This is a genomic window from Pseudomonas sp. GP01-A4, assembly GCF_058780865.1.
The window spans coordinates 34,658-51,475 of the sequence record NZ_JBYSWF010000015.1 but is presented as its reverse complement, the minus strand read 5'-3'; the positions used below and the strand labels follow the sequence as shown (position 1 = coordinate 51,475).

Annotated in this window: 19 protein-coding genes; 13 read left to right on the top strand and 6 right to left on the bottom strand. The window is 52.3% G+C overall.

The window, feature by feature from the left end; genetic code table 11:
• Nucleotides 1–124 precede the first annotated feature (124 nt).
• From AC3WKX_RS11655 to AC3WKX_RS11635, 5 genes are all read left to right on the top strand, one after another.
• A complete protein-coding gene (locus tag AC3WKX_RS11655) occupies nt 125–478 on the top strand; it encodes a co-regulatory protein PtrA N-terminal domain-containing protein (RefSeq protein WP_008437430.1) in 354 nt (117 codons plus the stop codon).
• 165 nt (nt 479–643) lie between these two features.
• Entirely contained in the window at nt 644–1,180 is a 537-nt protein-coding gene (locus tag AC3WKX_RS11650) for a cupredoxin domain-containing protein (protein ID WP_008437431.1), read from the top strand.
• Nucleotides 1,181–1,274: 94 nt separating this feature from the next.
• On the top strand, nt 1,275–1,520 hold the full coding sequence (locus tag AC3WKX_RS11645) for a DUF2933 domain-containing protein (protein ID WP_032899631.1): 246 nt from the start codon (nt 1,275–1,277) through the stop codon (nt 1,518–1,520).
• Between the two features lie 2 nt (nt 1,521–1,522).
• Nucleotides 1,523–3,880 (top strand): heavy metal translocating P-type ATPase, encoded by a 2,358-nt coding sequence (locus tag AC3WKX_RS11640; protein WP_024073349.1) that lies wholly within the window; start codon nt 1,523–1,525, stop codon nt 3,878–3,880.
• A gap of 111 nt (nt 3,881–3,991) precedes the next feature.
• The gene (locus AC3WKX_RS11635) at nt 3,992–4,192 is read left to right on the top strand and encodes a heavy-metal-associated domain-containing protein (RefSeq protein ID WP_008437435.1); all 201 of its coding nucleotides are present in this window, start codon (nt 3,992–3,994) and stop codon (nt 4,190–4,192) included.
• A gap of 30 nt (nt 4,193–4,222) precedes the next feature.
• Here AC3WKX_RS11635 and flgB read toward each other — a convergent pair whose 3' ends face one another.
• Nucleotides 4,223–4,636, bottom strand: coding sequence for a flagellar basal body rod protein FlgB (gene flgB, locus AC3WKX_RS11630; RefSeq protein WP_008437437.1), 414 nt, complete (start codon nt 4,634–4,636; stop codon nt 4,223–4,225).
• Between the two features lie 386 nt (nt 4,637–5,022).
• On the opposite strand from flgB, the gene AC3WKX_RS11625 reads away from it, so the two are divergent.
• The 5 genes from AC3WKX_RS11625 (at nt 5,023) to AC3WKX_RS11605 (ending at nt 9,223) form a co-directional block, all read left to right on the top strand.
• The gene (locus AC3WKX_RS11625; RefSeq protein WP_019821302.1) at nt 5,023–5,229 is read left to right on the top strand and encodes a co-regulatory protein PtrA N-terminal domain-containing protein; all 207 of its coding nucleotides are present in this window, start codon (nt 5,023–5,025) and stop codon (nt 5,227–5,229) included.
• Between the two features lie 177 nt (nt 5,230–5,406).
• Nucleotides 5,407–7,311, top strand: a complete 1,905-nt coding sequence (locus AC3WKX_RS11620) for a copper resistance system multicopper oxidase (protein ID WP_008437439.1) — start codon at nt 5,407–5,409, stop codon at nt 7,309–7,311.
• A 12-nt stretch (nt 7,312–7,323) separates the two neighbouring features.
• A complete protein-coding gene (locus AC3WKX_RS11615; protein ID WP_024073347.1) occupies nt 7,324–7,569 on the top strand; it encodes a hypothetical protein in 246 nt (81 codons plus the stop codon).
• Complete coding sequence (locus tag AC3WKX_RS11610) at nt 7,541–8,593, top strand: copper resistance protein B (protein WP_008437443.1); 1,053 nt, start codon at nt 7,541–7,543, stop codon at nt 8,591–8,593. Before AC3WKX_RS11615 ends, AC3WKX_RS11610 begins: the two co-directional genes overlap by 29 nt.
• Nucleotides 8,594–8,755: 162 nt before the next feature.
• Nucleotides 8,756–9,223 carry a DUF411 domain-containing protein gene (locus AC3WKX_RS11605; RefSeq protein WP_008437448.1) on the top strand — a complete coding sequence of 156 codons (468 nt, stop codon included), beginning with the start codon at nt 8,756–8,758 and terminating at the stop codon, nt 9,221–9,223.
• A gap of 303 nt (nt 9,224–9,526) precedes the next feature.
• Here AC3WKX_RS11605 and AC3WKX_RS11600 read toward each other — a convergent pair whose 3' ends face one another.
• The 5 genes from AC3WKX_RS11600 to AC3WKX_RS11580 form a co-directional block, all read right to left on the bottom strand.
• A complete protein-coding gene (locus AC3WKX_RS11600) occupies nt 9,527–9,724 on the bottom strand; it encodes a DUF1289 domain-containing protein (protein WP_008437450.1) in 198 nt (65 codons plus the stop codon).
• A gap of 43 nt (nt 9,725–9,767) precedes the next feature.
• A complete protein-coding gene (gene dmeF, locus AC3WKX_RS11595; RefSeq protein WP_008437453.1) occupies nt 9,768–10,733 on the bottom strand; it encodes a CDF family Co(II)/Ni(II) efflux transporter DmeF in 966 nt (321 codons plus the stop codon).
• An 11-nt stretch (nt 10,734–10,744) separates the two neighbouring features.
• Complete coding sequence (locus AC3WKX_RS11590) at nt 10,745–11,020, bottom strand: metal/formaldehyde-sensitive transcriptional repressor (protein ID WP_024073346.1); 276 nt, start codon at nt 11,018–11,020, stop codon at nt 10,745–10,747.
• A gap of 219 nt (nt 11,021–11,239) precedes the next feature.
• Entirely contained in the window at nt 11,240–12,565 is a 1,326-nt protein-coding gene (locus tag AC3WKX_RS11585; RefSeq protein WP_008432871.1) for an OprD family porin, read from the bottom strand.
• Between the two features lie 217 nt (nt 12,566–12,782).
• On the bottom strand, nt 12,783–13,115 hold the full coding sequence (locus tag AC3WKX_RS11580; protein ID WP_008432869.1) for a DUF2790 domain-containing protein: 333 nt from the start codon (nt 13,113–13,115) through the stop codon (nt 12,783–12,785).
• Nucleotides 13,116–14,063: 948 nt separating this feature from the next.
• On the opposite strand from AC3WKX_RS11580, the gene AC3WKX_RS11575 reads away from it, so the two are divergent.
• From AC3WKX_RS11575 to AC3WKX_RS11565, 3 genes are read left to right on the top strand one after another with little or no spacing between them, the layout of a single operon-like run.
• A complete protein-coding gene (locus AC3WKX_RS11575) occupies nt 14,064–14,492 on the top strand; it encodes a TIGR03757 family integrating conjugative element protein (RefSeq protein ID WP_008432865.1) in 429 nt (142 codons plus the stop codon).
• Nucleotides 14,489–15,430 carry a TIGR03756 family integrating conjugative element protein gene (locus AC3WKX_RS11570; protein WP_008432863.1) on the top strand — a complete coding sequence of 314 codons (942 nt, stop codon included), beginning with the start codon at nt 14,489–14,491 and terminating at the stop codon, nt 15,428–15,430. Before AC3WKX_RS11575 ends, AC3WKX_RS11570 begins: the two co-directional genes overlap by 4 nt.
• A 20-nt stretch (nt 15,431–15,450) precedes the next feature.
• Entirely contained in the window at nt 15,451–16,812 is a 1,362-nt protein-coding gene (locus tag AC3WKX_RS11565) for an integrating conjugative element protein (protein WP_024073345.1), read from the top strand.
• The last annotated feature ends 6 nt before the right edge of the window (nt 16,813–16,818 follow it).

The following is a 16,818-nucleotide window of genomic DNA, read 5'->3' as shown; positions in this document are numbered from 1 at the left end:
TGGCTTCAGGTAGATGTCAGCGAGTGCTGTCTAGGGTTCGAGCATGAGTACTTTCTGGTGCTCGACCGACTCTTAACCATGAAAGCTAGAGGAGCCGGAAAACAAATCAAAAAGGAGCTTCCTCATGAACCGTTTAAAAGTCCTATTCTTTGCTAGTTCGATACTCATCTCAGCATCTGCGTTGGCTGAAGGTGGTGCAGATCGGATTATGGAGCGCATGGAAAGCCTGCGCGATAAAGCCGAAGCGACCTTGGTACAAGCTGAAAAAGCTCCTGAAGGGCAGCGCCATGTTCACATGGCCGAGCATATGAAAATACTGGGCGAGATCATGGGCCAGCTTCATCTAGATCATCCAAAAGCATCAATGTCACCTCAGGAACATCTCGCCTGGATGGAAAAACACGACGCCATGGTTGATGACGTTTTGAACCAAATGCAGCGCGAGCACAAACTGATGCTTTCTGAGAACCATCAGTAACCGAATAACTCCTACGGGGCTCTCTGAACCGCCCACTAGACACGGCGTCATCTGGGCGCCGTGTTTTCTCAGGAAAACTGACAGAAATGTAGTGTTCAAGTCAGTTAACGCTCAGCTCTATCCCTTTAGCATAGCTAGTATTTTCCACTGGCTCTCGAGGTCACCATGAAAACTAAGCTCATTACTCCAGTTATTGCGGCAATCACCCTACTCCTCGGCGCTACGGCGATGGCCAGCGTAGGTCATGGGAAAGAGGATATCGGTCAGCCTGGAGTCGCCTCAGAGGTCACTCGCACGGTTGATGTAGAGATGGGTGATATTTTCTTCAAAACTAAAAGCATCGACGTAAAGCCCGGTGAAACGGTTCGCTTTGTACTTCACAACAAAGGGGCGTTGCTGCACGAGTTCAATATCGGCCAAGCCGCTGCTCACGCGGCGCACCAAAAAGAAATGGCGAGCATGTTCCAGAATGGAACGCTTACACCCACCGGAACTGGAAAAATGTGGGGCAACATGGGCCATAGCATGGGAGGCATGAAGATGGTTGGAATGGAACACAACGACCCGAATAGCGTGCTGATCGAGCCAGGGGCAACCAAGGAGTTGATCTGGACCTTCAACAACACAACTGGACTTCAATTTGCCTGCAACGTGCCAGGTCATTACCAGTCGGGGATGGTCGGTCAATTTGACTTGAAGTAAGCCTGAACCGACCGCTAAAACCGCGTCGACGCAAGAGTTCGCTATGCTCTGAGGCAGAGATCAGAGCAACACGCTCACACACGGGGTCTAGATCATGGATAAGCATCAGCATCCGGCTGGAAGCACCTCCCCACCATTTTGGAGGCGCAAAACAGGCGTTGTACTGATCATGCTCATTGCGATCGGTGCCTTTTACGGGGTGCGGGAACATTTCACCCACGTTTATCCGTATTTGCCCTACCTCATCCTGTTGATCTGTCCATTGATGCATTTTTTTGGACATGGACATGGCGGACATGACCATGGCGATCAGGCAGGAACCAACAAGGAAGAGAAATAGCTATGCCCACTCCACCGAGCCACCACGATCACGGTCCCGCCCACGCTGCCTCACCCAATGACGGTGGTCTACGCGACCCGGTGTGCGGTATGGCGGTTATACCTCCAAGTAAATTTGGCGAGTCTTACCAAGGACAGACGTATCAATTTTGTAGCCAGAAATGCCAAGAGAAATTTCGGGCAGATCCAGAACGCTACATTGGTAATCATCCCAGCGCTGAACCCAGCAGCGCCGCTATAGAGCCCACGCTACAGGTAGCCACTGAGTTTACCTGTCCTATGCACCCGGAAATAAGACAGCCAGGGCCCGGCAATTGCCCTAAATGTGGCATGACATTAGAGCCCGTCATGCCCGCGCTTGATGACGATGACAAACCCGAGCTCCTGGATTTCACCCGCCGCTTTTGGTGGTCGCTGCCTTTAACCGTAATGGTGGCCCTTCTAGCCATGGCGGGTCACTCATTACAAATCTTCCATGGTTCGGTTCAAAACTGGATCGAGTTCGCTCTTGCCACTCCGGTCACCTTATGGGCAGGTTGGCCCTTTTTTGTAAGAGGCATAGCATCCGTTAGAAATCGCAGTCCAAACATGTGGACTCTGATTGGTTTAGGTACTGCCGCAGCCTATCTTTACAGCGTCGCGGCAACCCTATTTCCCCAAAGTTTTCCCACCACCTTCATGCAAGATGGACGCATCGGCGTCTACTTCGAAGCCGCTGCGGTCATCATCTCGCTCACCTTGCTTGGGCAGATTCTTGAGCTCAAAGCACGGTCACAAACCTCCGCCGCCATTAAGTCCCTTCTTGGCCTATCTCCCAAGACTGCACGCAGGATCAACGCCGATGGTCAGGAGGAAGACATTCCTCTTACCCATGTTCACTTGGGAGACCATTTGCGGGTCAGACCTGGTGAAAAAGTGCCAGTTGATGGCTCTGTACTCGAGGGAGAAAGTGCGGTGGATGAATCCATGCTCACTGGTGAACCTGTGCCGGTCATGAAAAGAGCAGGGGATAGTCTGATCGGTGCCACGCTTAATACTCATGGAAGCTTGGTGATGGAGGCGCGAAAGGTCGGCGCTGACACCATGCTGTCGCAGATAGTACAAATGGTCGCACTAGCCCAACGCTCCAAAGCGCCCATGCAACGAATGGCCGACTCGATCGCCGGCTACTTTGTGATGGCGGTTATCGCGATTGCGTTGCTGACCCTCATAGGTTGGGGACTGTTCGGCCCGGAACCCAGCTGGGTCTTCGGCCTGATCAACGCTGTCGCCGTGCTTATCATCGCTTGTCCCTGTGCTCTGGGTCTGGCAACGCCCATGTCGATCATGGTTTCGACGGGTAAAGCCGCCAGTATGGGTGTGCTGTTCAGAGATGCCAGTGCCATCGAAAACCTTTGCAAGATCGACACACTGATTGTCGATAAAACGGGAACCCTGACAGAGGGACGGCCGGTATTTCACAGTGTGGAGGCCACACCAGATTTCAACCCACGCGATGTGCTTCAACTGGCCGCTAGCCTTGATCAAGGCAGCGAACATCCTTTGGCACACGCCATCGTCGATCACGCCCGAACTGAAAATATTGCGCTCACCAAGCCTGAATCGTTTGAGTCCGGCTCAGGGATTGGGGTGAGTGGTCTCGTTGATGGCAAGAAAGTACAGCTGGGCAACACTGCACTGATGGAAGCTGCCGGCGTGAGCACAAAGGTCTTACAAGAACGTGCAGAGTTGTTGCGCCTTGAAGGCATCAGCATCATCTATCTAGCAGTTGACGGGGTCTTGGCAGGATTACTAGCGGTCTCAGACCCGATAAAACCGACCTCTAAAGAAGCAGTCACCAAGCTTAAGGCTGATAACGTAAAAATCATCATGGCCACGGGAGACGGGCTCACCACCGCACGTGCTGTCGCCAAGGAGATGGGTATTGAAGAGGTTCATGGTGAAGTGAAACCTCAGGACAAGGAGCGCCTGGTGGCGGACCTCCAGCAATCCGGTCGAAAGGTTGCCATGGCCGGCGACGGTATCAACGACGCACCGGCCTTGGCGCGAGCAGATGTGGGCATTGCCATGGGTACAGGGACTGACGTCGCGATGAATAGCGCGCAGCTCACGCTGGTAAAAGGCGACCTGATGGGGATTTTACGGGCACGGGCACTTTCGGTTGCAACGGTAAAAAACATGCGGCAAAACTTGGGGTTCGCCTTCCTTTACAACTCAATGGGTATTCCCCTCGCCGCAGGCCTGCTCTATCCACTGACGGGGCACCTTCTGTCTCCAATGATTGCTGCGTTAGCCATGAGCGTCAGTTCTGCGTCTGTAGTTTTCAATGCTTTGAGGCTGAGGAATACCCGAATTGAATGAGCGTAACCGATGCTCACAGCCCGCTATACATAACTCTTGACCTTACCGTGGTGTCAACGTTGATCTTGTTGTTGCGGTGAAAATAGACTGCTCAGCACAAGAGGAATAACCATGTTCGTCTTAAACGTATCAGGCATTGGTTGCGGTAGCTGCGTCAGCAAAATCACCAAAGCAATTCAGTCACTGGACAGCGAGGCTATGATTTCCGTGGATCGCGCAGCAGGTAAGGTAAGCGTTGAAAGCAGTGAAAACCCAGAGCAAGTCCGTAAAACTGTCGAAGCACTCGGTTTCCCTTCCCAAATCAGCGCCTGAGGCGCTGATTCCCTCGCTGGGTAAAGTTTATTATTCACCTCGCAGAGCTTTAAGTAGCCCCTTAAATGCTCCATTTAATCTAGTAAAGGCGGTTTCGAAATGAATTTCATTTTCCGTATACTTTGCGACCTCGACCTGTTGATCCACAGTATTTTGATCAATGGAAGGTTGGTTCGGCGTACTGTAAAGCAAAGCACCGCCGTGAATATCACTTACTAATTCGTTTACGGCAATATGTTTTGGGTTTGTTGTTTTTAAAGAGAACGGAGTAGCCAAACCTCCTTTTGTTTGGCTAGCCAGTACAGCAGAAAAGTCCAAGTCCCTGGCCTTAAAGTTAGGAGTGTCGGCATTAGCGATATTATTGCTAAGTACCTCAGCTCGTTGGCTGCGAAAACGTAATGCTCTTTCTGCGGAGCCAAGCGCTTTGTCAAAATTAATACTCACCGGTGGCCACCTTTAGTTACGCTGCCATTTAATTCCCACCTATCGAACACTCAAGTGCTTAACGTAGTGCGTCCGAGCCGATGTATGATTTCAGCGAAAAACTCAAAAAACGCCACGCCATCGTGCAGTGACCGGAAACTTACAACGCCGCACAGGTAAATTTTAGATGGTGGATGGAGGTTATGTGTCGTTGGATAGCTTAGACCTTACGGACTAATCACTCTGCATCTCAAGAGAAATATCGCAACCTGACACAACTGTAATATTGGCCTAAGCTTCCTGACAGGGGATGAGTCTTATAGTCCTATTGAGCCTCAAGCTCACCCCCTAGAGTCAACGACTGATGTGGATTCAGGGGTCACCAATAATCATCCGAGGCCCCCCAAATGAACCCTATCAAAACCTTGTTCGTCATCGCGGCTCTGACCGTCTCTTCTTTGGCTATGGCTGAAGGGGGTGGTGACCGGACTTTCGCACGCATGGAAGTGGCCAGGAATAATTCGATGGAATCGTACCGAGTAGCTCAAACGCAAAATGCCCAACATCCCGTCGCTGAAAGCAAAGCCAAGGCGATGGATCACAAGAATTGCTAAATAGCTAGCCCTCCAAGCTGACAGAAATGTAATCACTGCGGTGGTTTAAATGTGGCAATTTCTGAGCTCGCTTGCCGTAAGAGTTTGTCTTTTGTGACGGTGGGCAAAGCTGATCCGGGCAACTCATGATCGGTTGTTTCGCACGGCTTCCCTTTTGACTGATTGGAAATAAACGGCATGCATTCCAAAACCTCTAGACGGACATTCGTAAAAGGCTTGGCCGCTGGTGGCATTCTCGGCGGCTTTGGCCTTTGGCGCACTCCAGTATGGGCGGTGACAAGTCCAGGTCTGCCGAGCGTACTCACCGGCAATGAATTTGATCTGTTTATTGGTGAAACACCTGTAAACATTACCGGCTCGCCGCGAACAGCCATGACCATCAATGGATCATTGCCAGGACCTTTGCTGCGTTGGCGCGAAGGAGAGACAGTCACCCTGCGTGTAAAAAACCGCCTGGACCAAGACACCTCAATCCATTGGCACGGGATCATTCTGCCGGCCAATATGGACGGTGTACCTGGCTTGAGTTTCCATGGCATCGCACCCGACGGCATGTACGAGTACAAGTTCAAGGTTCATCAGAATGGTACGTACTGGTACCACAGCCACTCGGGCTTACAGGAGCAGGCAGGGGTTTACGGGCCAATCGTTATCGACTCGAAAGAGCCTGAACCTTTTCAATACAACCGCGACTATGTGGTGATGTTGACTGATTGGACCGATGAAGATCCTAGTCGCGTCATGGCCAAGCTTAAGAAACAGTCGGGCTACTACAACCACCATAAACGCACCGTTGGTGATTTTATCGACGATGTCAGTAAGCAAGGTTGGTCAGCTACAGTAGCTGACAGGAAGATGTGGGCTGAAATGAACATGAGCCCAACCGACCTTGGAGACGTCAGCGCAGATACTTACACCTATCTCATGAATGGCCAGGCGCCAAACGGTAACTGGACCGGTATTTTCAAGCCGGGTGAGAAGCTACGACTACGCTTTATCAACGGCTCGGCGATGAGCTATTTCGACGTCCGCATTCCTGGTTTGAAAATGACCGTTGTGGCCGCCGACGGCCAACACGTCAACCCAGTGAGTGTTGACGAATTCCGCATCGCCGTAGCTGAAACGTATGACGTGATCGTAGAGCCTGCCAGTGAAGAGGCTTACACCATCTTCGCCCAGTCTATGGATCGGACGGGTTATGCACGCGGAACCCTCGCTCTTCGTGAAGGGCTAGTTGCTCAGGTACCTGCTATAGATCCACGTCCAATCGTCACTATGGATGACATGGGGATGGGCGGTATGGCTGGTATGGACCATGGCAGCATGGCTGGTATGGGCGGCGCAGAGAAGACACCAGGTGACATGTCCGGCATGGCGGGCATGGCGGGCATGGACCACAGCAAGATGACCGGTATGGACCAAAGTGACATGACCGGGATGACCGGCATGGACAGCGGTGACATGACTAACATGGCGGGCATGGATCACAGCAAGATGGCTGGGATGGGCAATGGTGATATGTCAGGGATGGCTGGCATGGGTGGTATGGGTGGAGAAATGCAGACACACCCTGCCTCTGAAACCAACAATCCCCTGGTTGATATGCAAGCCATGAATCCAACGCCAAAGCTAAGTGATCCGGGCATAGGCTTGCGGAACAATGGTCGTCGAGTGCTCACTTACTCCGACTTGAAAAGCACTTTCCAAGACCCTGACGGCCGCGAGCCAAATCGTACCATCGAGCTTCATTTGACCGGTCACATGGAGAAGTTTTCGTGGTCGTTCAACGGCATCAAATTCTCTGACGCCGAACCGCTGCGCCTGAAGTATGGCGAGCGTCTGCGCATCACCTTGGTGAACGACACCATGATGACACACCCCATCCACCTTCACGGCATGTGGAGTGACCTTGAGGACGAGAACGGCAAGTTCATGGTGCGCAAGCACACGATCGATATGCCACCAGGTACCAAACGCAGCTATCGAGTCACCGCTGATGCCTTAGGCCGTTGGGCATATCACTGTCACCTGCTTTTCCATATGGAAATGGGCATGTTCCGTGAAGTACGGGTTGATGAGTAAAGGAGACGATCTGTGAGCACATACCGAAATCGTAATTCCCTCGTGGGTTGCCTCTTTGCCGCTGTCCTGCTGGGTGGACTCTCGTCCACGGTGCTGGCAGAGGAAAATGGCAGCGACCATTCAACCACTGTTCCTGTTACAGCAACGGACAAGCCAGCAACGGCAAACGATTCGAAGCTAGATCACGGGGCGATGGACCATAGCCAGATGAGCCATGAGTCGATGGATCATGACCAAAAAACCAAAAAGGCAGATTGAGATCATGACCAGTAAGTTTTTACGCCCAACGCTGATGGCACTTGCAGTCTCTACCGGTCCAGCATTCTTTTTCATGGCTCAAGCCGCTGAAGAGATGGATCCGTCGATGGCGATGCCATCAAGTGCGGACGCAAAGTCTTCAACTGCACAAAAATCCAAACCCGCCAAACCGAAAGATGCCGCGATGGATCACTCCAAGATGGACCACGGCTCAATGGGAGCCATGGACCATAGCAAGATGGGGGCTATGGATCACAGCGATAACGGGCAAATGGACGGTATGGAAAGCATGGATGGAGGGGCGACTACCACAAGCCGAACCCCAATCCCCGTACTTACCGACGCTGACCGGGCCGCCGCTTTTCCAGACTTACCAGGCCATGGTGTGCACGATAAAAAAATTAACTCGTTCATCCTCCTGGATAAATTTGAGTACCAAGACGCTGACAACGGTAGTGCGCTGGCTTGGGATGCAAAAGGGTGGATCGGCGGTGACGTCGATCGCCTATGGTTGCGTTCGGAAGGCGAACGTACCAATGGCGTAACCGAGAACGCTGAACTTCAGGCTCTGTGGGGACACGCCATCGGTCCTTGGTGGGATGTCGTCACCGGCATTCGACAAGACTTCAAACCTGGGTCACCTCAAACATGGGGAGCGCTCGGTATTCAGGGCATGGCCCTCTATAACTTTGAAGCTGAAGCGACTGCTTATATTGGTGAGAACGGTCAAACCGCAGCTCGGTTTGAAGGCGATTACGACATCCTGTTGACCAATCGCCTGATCTTGCAGCCGACCGCCGAAGTAAACTTGTACGGGAAAAATGATCCTCAGCGCGGCATAGGATCTGGATTGGCCAACACCGAACTAGGCCTGCGGTTGCGCTACGAAATTACTCGTCAATTCGCACCCTACATTGGTGTTAGCTGGAATCGCTCATATGGTAAGACGGCTGACCTAGCCAGCGATGAAGGGGAAAAGACAAACGAGGCCCGGTTTGTAGCTGGTATTCGGATGTGGTTCTGAGCGATTTGAGCACTAGCCCTACGAATTCAAATGATCGGGGAGTTGGCTCCCCGACTCTAAAGTAGATCCTTCAATGTAACCTTTGCAGCGGCATGAACGCTTGAGTGGGGTTCTATTGCTTCGTAGAACATCTCGCCGTCTCCAAGGGAAAAGGAAATATTCATGACAGGTAGCTTCCGACTTTCAAGTCGATTTCTGCGTATTGCAACATTCGCTGCGCTGTTCATCGGCTCAACGGCTCAAGCGGCGCAGGCCCTGACCATCGATGTGCATCGAGATGCAAACTGCGGATGCTGCAAAAAATGGATTCAGCATCTTGAGGCCAATGGCTTCACCGTCATTGATCATGTAGAAACCAACATGAGTGCTGTCAAACAAGATCTAGGTGTCGCTCCACGACTCTCGTCTTGTCACACTGCGATGATCAACGGGAAGTTTGTTGAAGGTCATGTGCCAGTTGAGCAAATAATTGCGATGAGTAAGCGTGACGACCTTCTCGGGATCGCTGCTCCTGGAATGCCAGCAGGTTCTCCAGGAATGGAAGTCGACGGAGTACATGAGACCTACCAAATAATCGGCCTGACCAAAGCCGGCGTAGATCAGGTCATTGCTGAATACCCCGCAAACTAATCCCACCTCATCCATTCGGCCACAGCATGGTCCCAGCTCATGGCCATGCAGCGGGACATGCTATGTTGATTTCATTCTCAAGCAATACGCAAAGGACGATCAGCAACAAGCTGTAAAGGCGCGCCTGCGCCGAATCGGATAACCCCGTACTGCTGTCCTCAATAACAATTTGAGATGACGCCATGCTCCGTCTGCTGACAAGCACTGCGCATCTGACCACGATAGTGCTAAGTTCGGGTGGCGTTGCCACTCAGCTTGCCTTTCCGAATCTGGACATCTGTCTCGGCTGAAAGCGTAGAAAAGTTAAATTACAGTGGTTTGAGAGTTCTTTTTTTGCAGGCTTTTCAGACGCAGGGTCGCGCGTTGTACAGCGGCCATTTTTTCTGGACGCTTCATTCGTTTCCATTTTCTGATGTCTTCCTTGGTGCGACCGCAGCTGACGCACAGTTCGCTGTTCAACTGGCAGACAGAAGTACACGGATTCTCGATGTCCTTGGCCATTGGTCAATTCCTCGGCGAACTTATGCGAACTACGGGCTCATTGCTAAGCCTGAACGGCGACCTGATCGGGTGAAACAGCGCCCGGCTTCGTGCGGTACTCAACTGTCAGATGAGTGATCTCATGAACTGTCGCAAGCCGTTCTCGTATGTTTTGTGCATTCACTGCTGGGCTGCCTAGAACACTCACAATAGCGGCGCGGGCTTGCGGCCCTACCTGCCAGACATGAAGATCTATGATCGAAGCATCTCCCTGTCGCTCAACCAGTTCACGAATCTCTTCAGCGACATGATCATCTGTCTGGTCTAGCAATACACTCGCAGTCACCCGCATCAACGACCAAGCCCAGCGTGCGATGACAACTGCACCCACAATCCCCATTGCAGGGTCGAGCCAGACCCAACCAAGGTAACGACCAGCAAGCAGTGCTGCGATGGCCAGAACCGAAGTCAGTGCATCTGCAATGACGTGAATATAAGCAGAGCGCAGATTATTGTCATGACCATGTGCATGGTGAGATTCATCTTGGCCGTGGTCATGCCCATGGTGATGATTATGACCGCCAGACAGCAAAAGCGCGCTCACCACATTCACTGCTAATCCGACAATTGCGATAAGAGTCGCTGTCCCGAATTGCACTTGAGTCGGTTGAAAGAGACGAAATAGCGACTCTCCGGCAATTCCCAAAGAGACCAGTCCCAAAATCAGAGCAGATGCGAAGCCACCCAAGTCTCCAACCTTGCCAGTTCCAAAACTGTAGCGAGCATTTGAGGCATGTCTTTTTGCGTAACCGTAAGCAGCTGCGGCTATGCCAAGTGCTCCAGCGTGTGTTGCCATGTGAAATCCATCAGCAAGCAACGCCATTGAGCCAGTGAGATAACCTGCGGTGATTTCAGCAACCATCATTACGACGGTCAGAGCCACTACCCACAAGGTTCGCTTGGCGTTTTCTTCATGTGATTTCCCCAGGAACATATGGTCGTGGGAATAGTCGGTGTACGAATTACTCATCTGGGCAAATCCTATTTGGAATAGCGGCGAATGGCTTCGAGAAGCTCATCGACGCCTTTCGCTCTTTCTTCGTTGCTGAGTGTCGGATTCGCAACGTGTTCACGAGCGTGGTCTTCGATAATTTCATCCATCAGCCCATTGATAGCGCCACGGGCAGAAGCGACCAAAAGCAGGGTTTTCGAGCAGTCATCATCAGAGTCGAGTGCTCGCTCAATCGCCTGGACTTGCCCAGCGATTCGCTTTACACGCTTAAGAAGATTGTCTTTGCTTGATCTCATATGACCCATACCATACCCCCCCTACCTATATTGAGAGTATGTTCACACGTTCCAATCAGCCATACAACCCCAGGGACGCTCGCCGCCGGGATGGATATACCAACAGTTTCTTCAATCCACAAAAAAAGGCGCCACTAGGGCGCCTAAGCCGTCTCCAAACCAAAGGAGAAACAAGGAGACGGGGTGTATCGGGGATACCGGACAGTTGATGCCGATGGCTAATGCCCGTTAAAGGAGTTGCAGTGGATATTCAACAATCAGTCTGACCTCGTCCAAATCAGATTCGAAATCGGTAGCTCGTGTCGTTGCTTGGCGGACACGTAAAGACATGTCCTTCAGTGAGCCTGACTGGATGACATACTTAGCCTCGATGTCTCGCTCCCAACGCTTTTGGTCCTGCAATGGGGCACCGTCCGCTCCGCGACGCATGTACACGCTGTTTGCGTTGGAATAGTCCGCATCCCAACCCTTAGCGTAGCGGGTCATGAAGCTCAGACCGGGGATGCCGAAAGCCTGCATATCTAGATCGTAGCGCAGCTGCAAGGATTGCTCTTTCGGTGAGTTGAAATCGCTGTACTGAATGGAGTTATCCAAAAAAATTGAGTCGGACTGGCGAAGGTAGTCAAAGTCGTCGTTACCATTATTGCGCTGGTAACCAACGGTCACGGCGTGCGCTCCGAATTTGACCCCGGTCTTGCCGCTCCAGATCTTGTTATCGAAGCTTCCCAGAAGTTTTTCACCCTCATCAACCGCTCGGTAGTAATTAAAGCCGCCAATTAGCGATACGCTTTCTGAGAGTGGATAGCTCAATGTGGTGCCCGCGTAGTATTGGTTCCACACATCCTTGAATTGGCTGGTGTAAAGACTCACACCTACGTGTTCATTGACCGTGTAATCGCCCCCTAGATAAGCGATCCATGGAGCATCTACTACACCGGCGTAAAAAGTTGAAAAGCCGTCACGCATGCTACTGGAATTGGGTTGGCTCATCGCATGCAGCCGGCCCCCCTGAAGGGTCAGGCCTTTGATGCTGGTATTAGTGAACGTTGCACCCCGGAAACTCTCCGGGAGAAGTCGGGAATCCCCATAGGCAACGACAGGCGTCGATGGAAATACGTCGCCTACCTTGACGACTGTATCCAGGAAACGCACTTTTGCGGCCCCGCCTACTTTTGAGTAGGAGTCTTCAGGTTGGCCTTTGCTATTGTGCGGCAAGACATCGACTGAGCTACGGGCTCCCGAGCGACCATCACCTGAATCGAGCTTGAGGCCTTCCATTGCAAACGCATCAATGCCGAAGCCTACGGTACCTTGAGTAAAGCCTGATTCGAATCGGCCAATGATGCCATGAGCCCATTCGGCTGAGTAACCATTGCCCGTGGGGCTTGATTGACCCTTTCGATAATCACGATTGAGATAGAGATTCCGATTGAGAATACTAAAGGTGCTCCCCTCAATGAACCCTTCAGGCTTTTGCTCCACAGCTACTGCAACTTGCCCCATGCTCATGCCAAGGGAAATGAGAGAAAGACCATAAATGCTTTTATTGTTCATTTAACACTCCAGGCTTTAGCTTGGCAGAGTTTCTTTATGAAATATTTTTTATAATTATAAAAGCCACCAGCACGTGAGGATTTCTCCTACGTGCCGGCAGACATAATTTCATACAATAGATAACTCCAGCGTGACCTGAAAATTACTTCTGTGTCAGCGAACAGCAAGCAGGCTCAAAACATACCGAACAACCTTGCGCAGTCAGGGCTAACGCTAATTAACTTCCGTGAGGGCAGTTAGTACCCATAACCTTGTATTCCAAGGTGTTGAGCTTGCCCGCCGAATCTTCATAGGTCATGCGCGAAGGGGCTACGCCACAGGTTTTATTGGCTTGAGTGGTACTGATTACCTTCTGGACATCGAGGTTCATTCCGTATTCATAATGAACAACTTCAGGTGTCGCCTTTCCGTTTTCTAAGGCGTACTGCTCCATCGCCTTCTGGTTCTCTTGCATCATTCGACCATAAACACGGTCACCACCTCCTTCAGCCATGGCCAAAGAAGACATGGTCAAGATGGAAGCGGCAAAAACAACTTTTAATAATTTCATGATTTTCTCCTAGTGCTCACTTACTTCTGACTAGAGGATAACCAGTGATGCCTTTCAGGAAGCTGCCGCGAATATTACATATCTGTAAGGCCTCTCGTAGAGCTCGTGAGTTCAACTATTTAAAGTTTAGCTTTATTGGCAGAGCACGCTGAATGCATCATACGACCATCAGAAATCAACTCGTATCCCACCTGGAGCATCTAGAGATTTTTTATAAAAATGCATATCTTCCTATTATGAAAAGCGGCTTTGACCGCTACAGGCGGATGAATCGTTTGGGCGTAGCTAAATGAGACTACGAACGTGTCACAAAAGCCTCATGGGCTGCGGAAATTAGGCACTACGTAGAGCACCGAAAACGCAATCGGCAGGATGGTCTTTAACAGCAATACGGTCTCGGAGGATAGGTTTTTATCTTATCCTTAACGTCATCGAAGATGACATTGAAGCTGTGCAGCAGGCGCTCCGTTTGCAACATTTGATCGTGAAGGATCTCAAGCAGGACAGCACAAACTACTGCCTGCCCAAGGATAAAGATAAAGCCTTCGAATCTTGAGGTTGTTTTCTCCAGCACGACCAAACCCGCTGACGATATCGGCAGGGCGAGCATTTTGCCGTTGATGTCGCCCGAAGCTTCAATAGAAGTGATTTTTCGTTATGTCGTGGGGCGGTGGCGAGACTCGTCCGACTGGCGTACTGTGGACCATCGGCGGCGATGGGGCCAAGAAGGGTCGCCTCATAAACTTGGCTTGAACTCTTGCTGTGTGGATAGCCAGTTAACTGCGTACTCACTGCGTCGTCAATTTGAGCCGACCAAGTGCCATCTCTAATCCAACCCACACGAATTCGTCGCTCTCAAATACCCAAAGCTTCCAAATTCCTATTTCTTACTGCGCTCAAGACAGCCATCCGGTTTTCTGTACCTGAATCCATATCAGGTACGGTGCCATGCTCCAGATCCTTACCCACATTAGCGAAACGCGGCGCTGGCTGTTTTCACTGCTACTGTTCTTGTCAACTGCGTCCCACGCGGAGACGTGGGTCATTACAAACCGAGCACATCCAGTATCCGCACCTTCTGGCGCTCGCGTCATCTTCCTGGATGATCAGCAGCGCCTTGAAGAACAACTTTCCAACCAACTACCCGCCGATCCACGCCAGGCAGAAGCGGCCATTCAACGCTACCTTGTCAGCCCTGCAGGGAAGCATCTGCAAAACGAGTTGGCCCAAGCCCAGCAGGGCGTCATAGACGCCTGGAGCCTGCGAGTCGAAAAACTCCCAGCCGTGGTCGTAGATCGTCGCTACGTCGTGTACGGCGAGCCTGACGCAGCTAAAGCCGTCGCGTTGATTGAACGAGCACGGAGCCTGTCACGATGAGACGCTCACGTTTTGCGATCCGGCCTTTGTCGCTGGCTATCACTTTCAGCCTGTCATTCAGTGCATCGGCTGCGATCAACTCGGCAGCGATTATTGCCTCGACCCTGTCACCAACCTGCCTGGAGTACAAAGTGGTCGGCATCTGCTATTGGCTGCTCTGCACGCCATTCGGATGCAAAGTCAAAACCTCGACCAAGGTTCGTCACTACGTACCGGACGCTGTGGTGTCTGCATATGCGAATACCGGGATGAACCCTTGGATAGAGATGTCACCTCTTGGCACCCCGAATCCGATGGCCCAAGCGGGCAACGACGGCACTACCAATCACGTTGCAGAGAACAACATCATCAAATTTAAGGAAGCCGATGTCATCGGCCATCCAGGTGGTGCGGCGTTGAGTCAGTTTGCCAGCGCCTCGGGCTATGTATGCAAAGGCGCAACCTTACCGCTTGTGCCTTACTTTCTGAGCACCCTTGACCCCATTGCTTGGCGATACGGCGTCCCGGAATCCGTATACCCCGAAGCACTCATTCCGGGCATGCGCGAAGTCGGTAGCCTGCTCTCAGCAAGCAGCTGGGGGAACGTCTACCCGCGTAGCGGCTTCCTTAACCAGACTGACGACTACAAAACGGGCGCAGTTATTGCGCAGCGTGCCGGCGACGTGGTTACCCGCCCAGGCCAGGTCCATGTCTACTTGCCGATGCTCGCCCTTCCCTACCCCGGTTACTGGCCCGCAGGGCCGCTACGCGAAGGTGACGCCTCCACTGGTAAGTGGCAAGAGCTCACCCCAGTCCTCAACCCGACTTGCGCAACCTTTCCCACCATCGATCCGAACATCGATGCGCAGGATGGCGGCTACGCCTGGGCACTCTGGCGCCCTTATTCGTGTTGCCAGCGTCGAGGACAGACCTTCCTCGGCAGTACGGACTTCCAATGAAACAGCGATCGGAGCAAAGCATGAAACTCACTACCTTGGCGATAGGGCTCGCCTGCAGCCTCAGCAGTGCAATAGCGCTCTCTGCTGATCCAATCAACGTCTCCTCCTCCGGAAGCGTCATTGGGGACAACGTGCTGTATAGCATTGGCGGCGGCAACGCAGTCACCATGGGGAGCGCAGGCAACATGGATAGTATTTCTGTGGGAGGCGGTTGGAATACCAATCTAATCTGCGGAAACATGAGCCTGAGCACAACCCTTGAAAACCAATTGAATGGTGCCACTTCCGGCTTCAAAAACATCATGAGCTCGGTGGTACAGAGCGCCACCAGCGCCGTGGCTTCGCTGCCGGCACTGATTCTTCAACGTGCGAACCCGGCGCTATACAACCTCATCACCAACGGCATTTTGCAGGCCCGCCTGGACTTCGACCGCTCCAAAGGCACCTGCCGCGCCATTGGCGAAAAGATGGCGGATATCGCCGGTAACCAAATGGGCTGGGGCAAGCTTGCTGAAGGTCAGGCTATGAGTCAGGCGCTAACATCCAACACAGACGCAGTGTCGGCGGTGGAACAAGTCGAAAAGAAAGGTGGAAACGATGGCGTCACTTGGGTTGGTGGTGATAGAGCAGGTGGTTCCGGTCAGAAGCCAATTCGTATCGTAGGCGACGTCACCAAGGCGGGCTACAACCTTCTGAACAAGCGCGCGGCCGGCGACACCGCATCCATCAGTAAAGCGAACTGCAACAACGGCATGGTGTGCAATGTCTGGTCATCGCCCCAGGAAGCCACCACCTTTGCCAATCGTGTCCTGGGTGAACAACAACAGCAGACCTGTGACAGTTGCCCTAAAACGGTGACAGCCGCAGGCGTCGGCCTCACGCCGCTGATCCAGGAAACGTACGACACCAAGCTGAAGGCCCTGCAGGAACTGCTGAGCGGAAGCAAAACGCTGTCGCTAGAAAACCTGGAAGCAGCGAGCAGCAACTCGTTACCCATCACCCGAGGCGTTGTAGCAGCACTCAAGGATGAGCGCGACCAGGACGTACTCGCTCGCCGGCTTGCCTCCGAAGTCGCGTTGTCCGATGTGTTGGAGAAAGCTCTGACCCTACAGCGCACCTTGATGGCAGGCAGTCGGGAACCGAACGTCGCGGCTAATGACCTCGCCGTCCAGGCAGTCGGCCAGCAGAGCTCCTCGCTGCAACAGGAGATCGGCAACCTCAAAATGGAACTGGACATGCGTCAGCAGCTCGCGAAGAACTCGCCTCTGACCATCATTGAACGCAGCAAAGCACGGGCAGAAGACTCTCGTGGCGTGTCCCCGGGAGCCCCAGAAACGAATCGATTGGACCAGTTGCAGTCACCCGCCCAGAACAAACAGTGAGAAAGG

Bases quoted from the DNA above. Each gene is read 5' to 3' on its own strand.
- AC3WKX_RS11655 (WP_008437430.1), top strand. From the start codon at position 125: ATGAACCGTTTAAAAGTCCTATTCTTTGCTAGTTCGATACTCATCTCA.
- AC3WKX_RS11650 (WP_008437431.1), top strand. From the start codon at position 644: ATGAAAACTAAGCTCATTACTCCAGTTATTGCGGCAATCACCCTACTC.
- AC3WKX_RS11645 (WP_032899631.1), top strand. From the start codon at position 1,275: ATGGATAAGCATCAGCATCCGGCTGGAAGCACCTCCCCACCATTTTGG.
- AC3WKX_RS11640 (WP_024073349.1), top strand. From the start codon at position 1,523: ATGCCCACTCCACCGAGCCACCACGATCACGGTCCCGCCCACGCTGCC.
- AC3WKX_RS11635 (WP_008437435.1), top strand. From the start codon at position 3,992: ATGTTCGTCTTAAACGTATCAGGCATTGGTTGCGGTAGCTGCGTCAGC.
- AC3WKX_RS11625 (WP_019821302.1), top strand. From the start codon at position 5,023: ATGAACCCTATCAAAACCTTGTTCGTCATCGCGGCTCTGACCGTCTCT.
- AC3WKX_RS11620 (WP_008437439.1), top strand. From the start codon at position 5,407: ATGCATTCCAAAACCTCTAGACGGACATTCGTAAAAGGCTTGGCCGCT.
- AC3WKX_RS11610 (WP_008437443.1), top strand. From the start codon at position 7,541: ATGACCAAAAAACCAAAAAGGCAGATTGAGATCATGACCAGTAAGTTT.
- AC3WKX_RS11605 (WP_008437448.1), top strand. From the start codon at position 8,756: ATGACAGGTAGCTTCCGACTTTCAAGTCGATTTCTGCGTATTGCAACA.
- AC3WKX_RS11600 (WP_008437450.1), bottom strand. From the start codon at position 9,724: ATGGCCAAGGACATCGAGAATCCGTGTACTTCTGTCTGCCAGTTGAAC.
- dmeF (WP_008437453.1), bottom strand. From the start codon at position 10,733: ATGAGTAATTCGTACACCGACTATTCCCACGACCATATGTTCCTGGGG.
- AC3WKX_RS11590 (WP_024073346.1), bottom strand. From the start codon at position 11,020: ATGGGTCATATGAGATCAAGCAAAGACAATCTTCTTAAGCGTGTAAAG.
- AC3WKX_RS11585 (WP_008432871.1), bottom strand. From the start codon at position 12,565: ATGAACAATAAAAGCATTTATGGTCTTTCTCTCATTTCCCTTGGCATG.
- AC3WKX_RS11580 (WP_008432869.1), bottom strand. From the start codon at position 13,115: ATGAAATTATTAAAAGTTGTTTTTGCCGCTTCCATCTTGACCATGTCT.
- AC3WKX_RS11575 (WP_008432865.1), top strand. From the start codon at position 14,064: ATGCTCCAGATCCTTACCCACATTAGCGAAACGCGGCGCTGGCTGTTT.
- AC3WKX_RS11570 (WP_008432863.1), top strand. From the start codon at position 14,489: ATGAGACGCTCACGTTTTGCGATCCGGCCTTTGTCGCTGGCTATCACT.
- AC3WKX_RS11565 (WP_024073345.1), top strand. From the start codon at position 15,451: ATGAAACTCACTACCTTGGCGATAGGGCTCGCCTGCAGCCTCAGCAGT.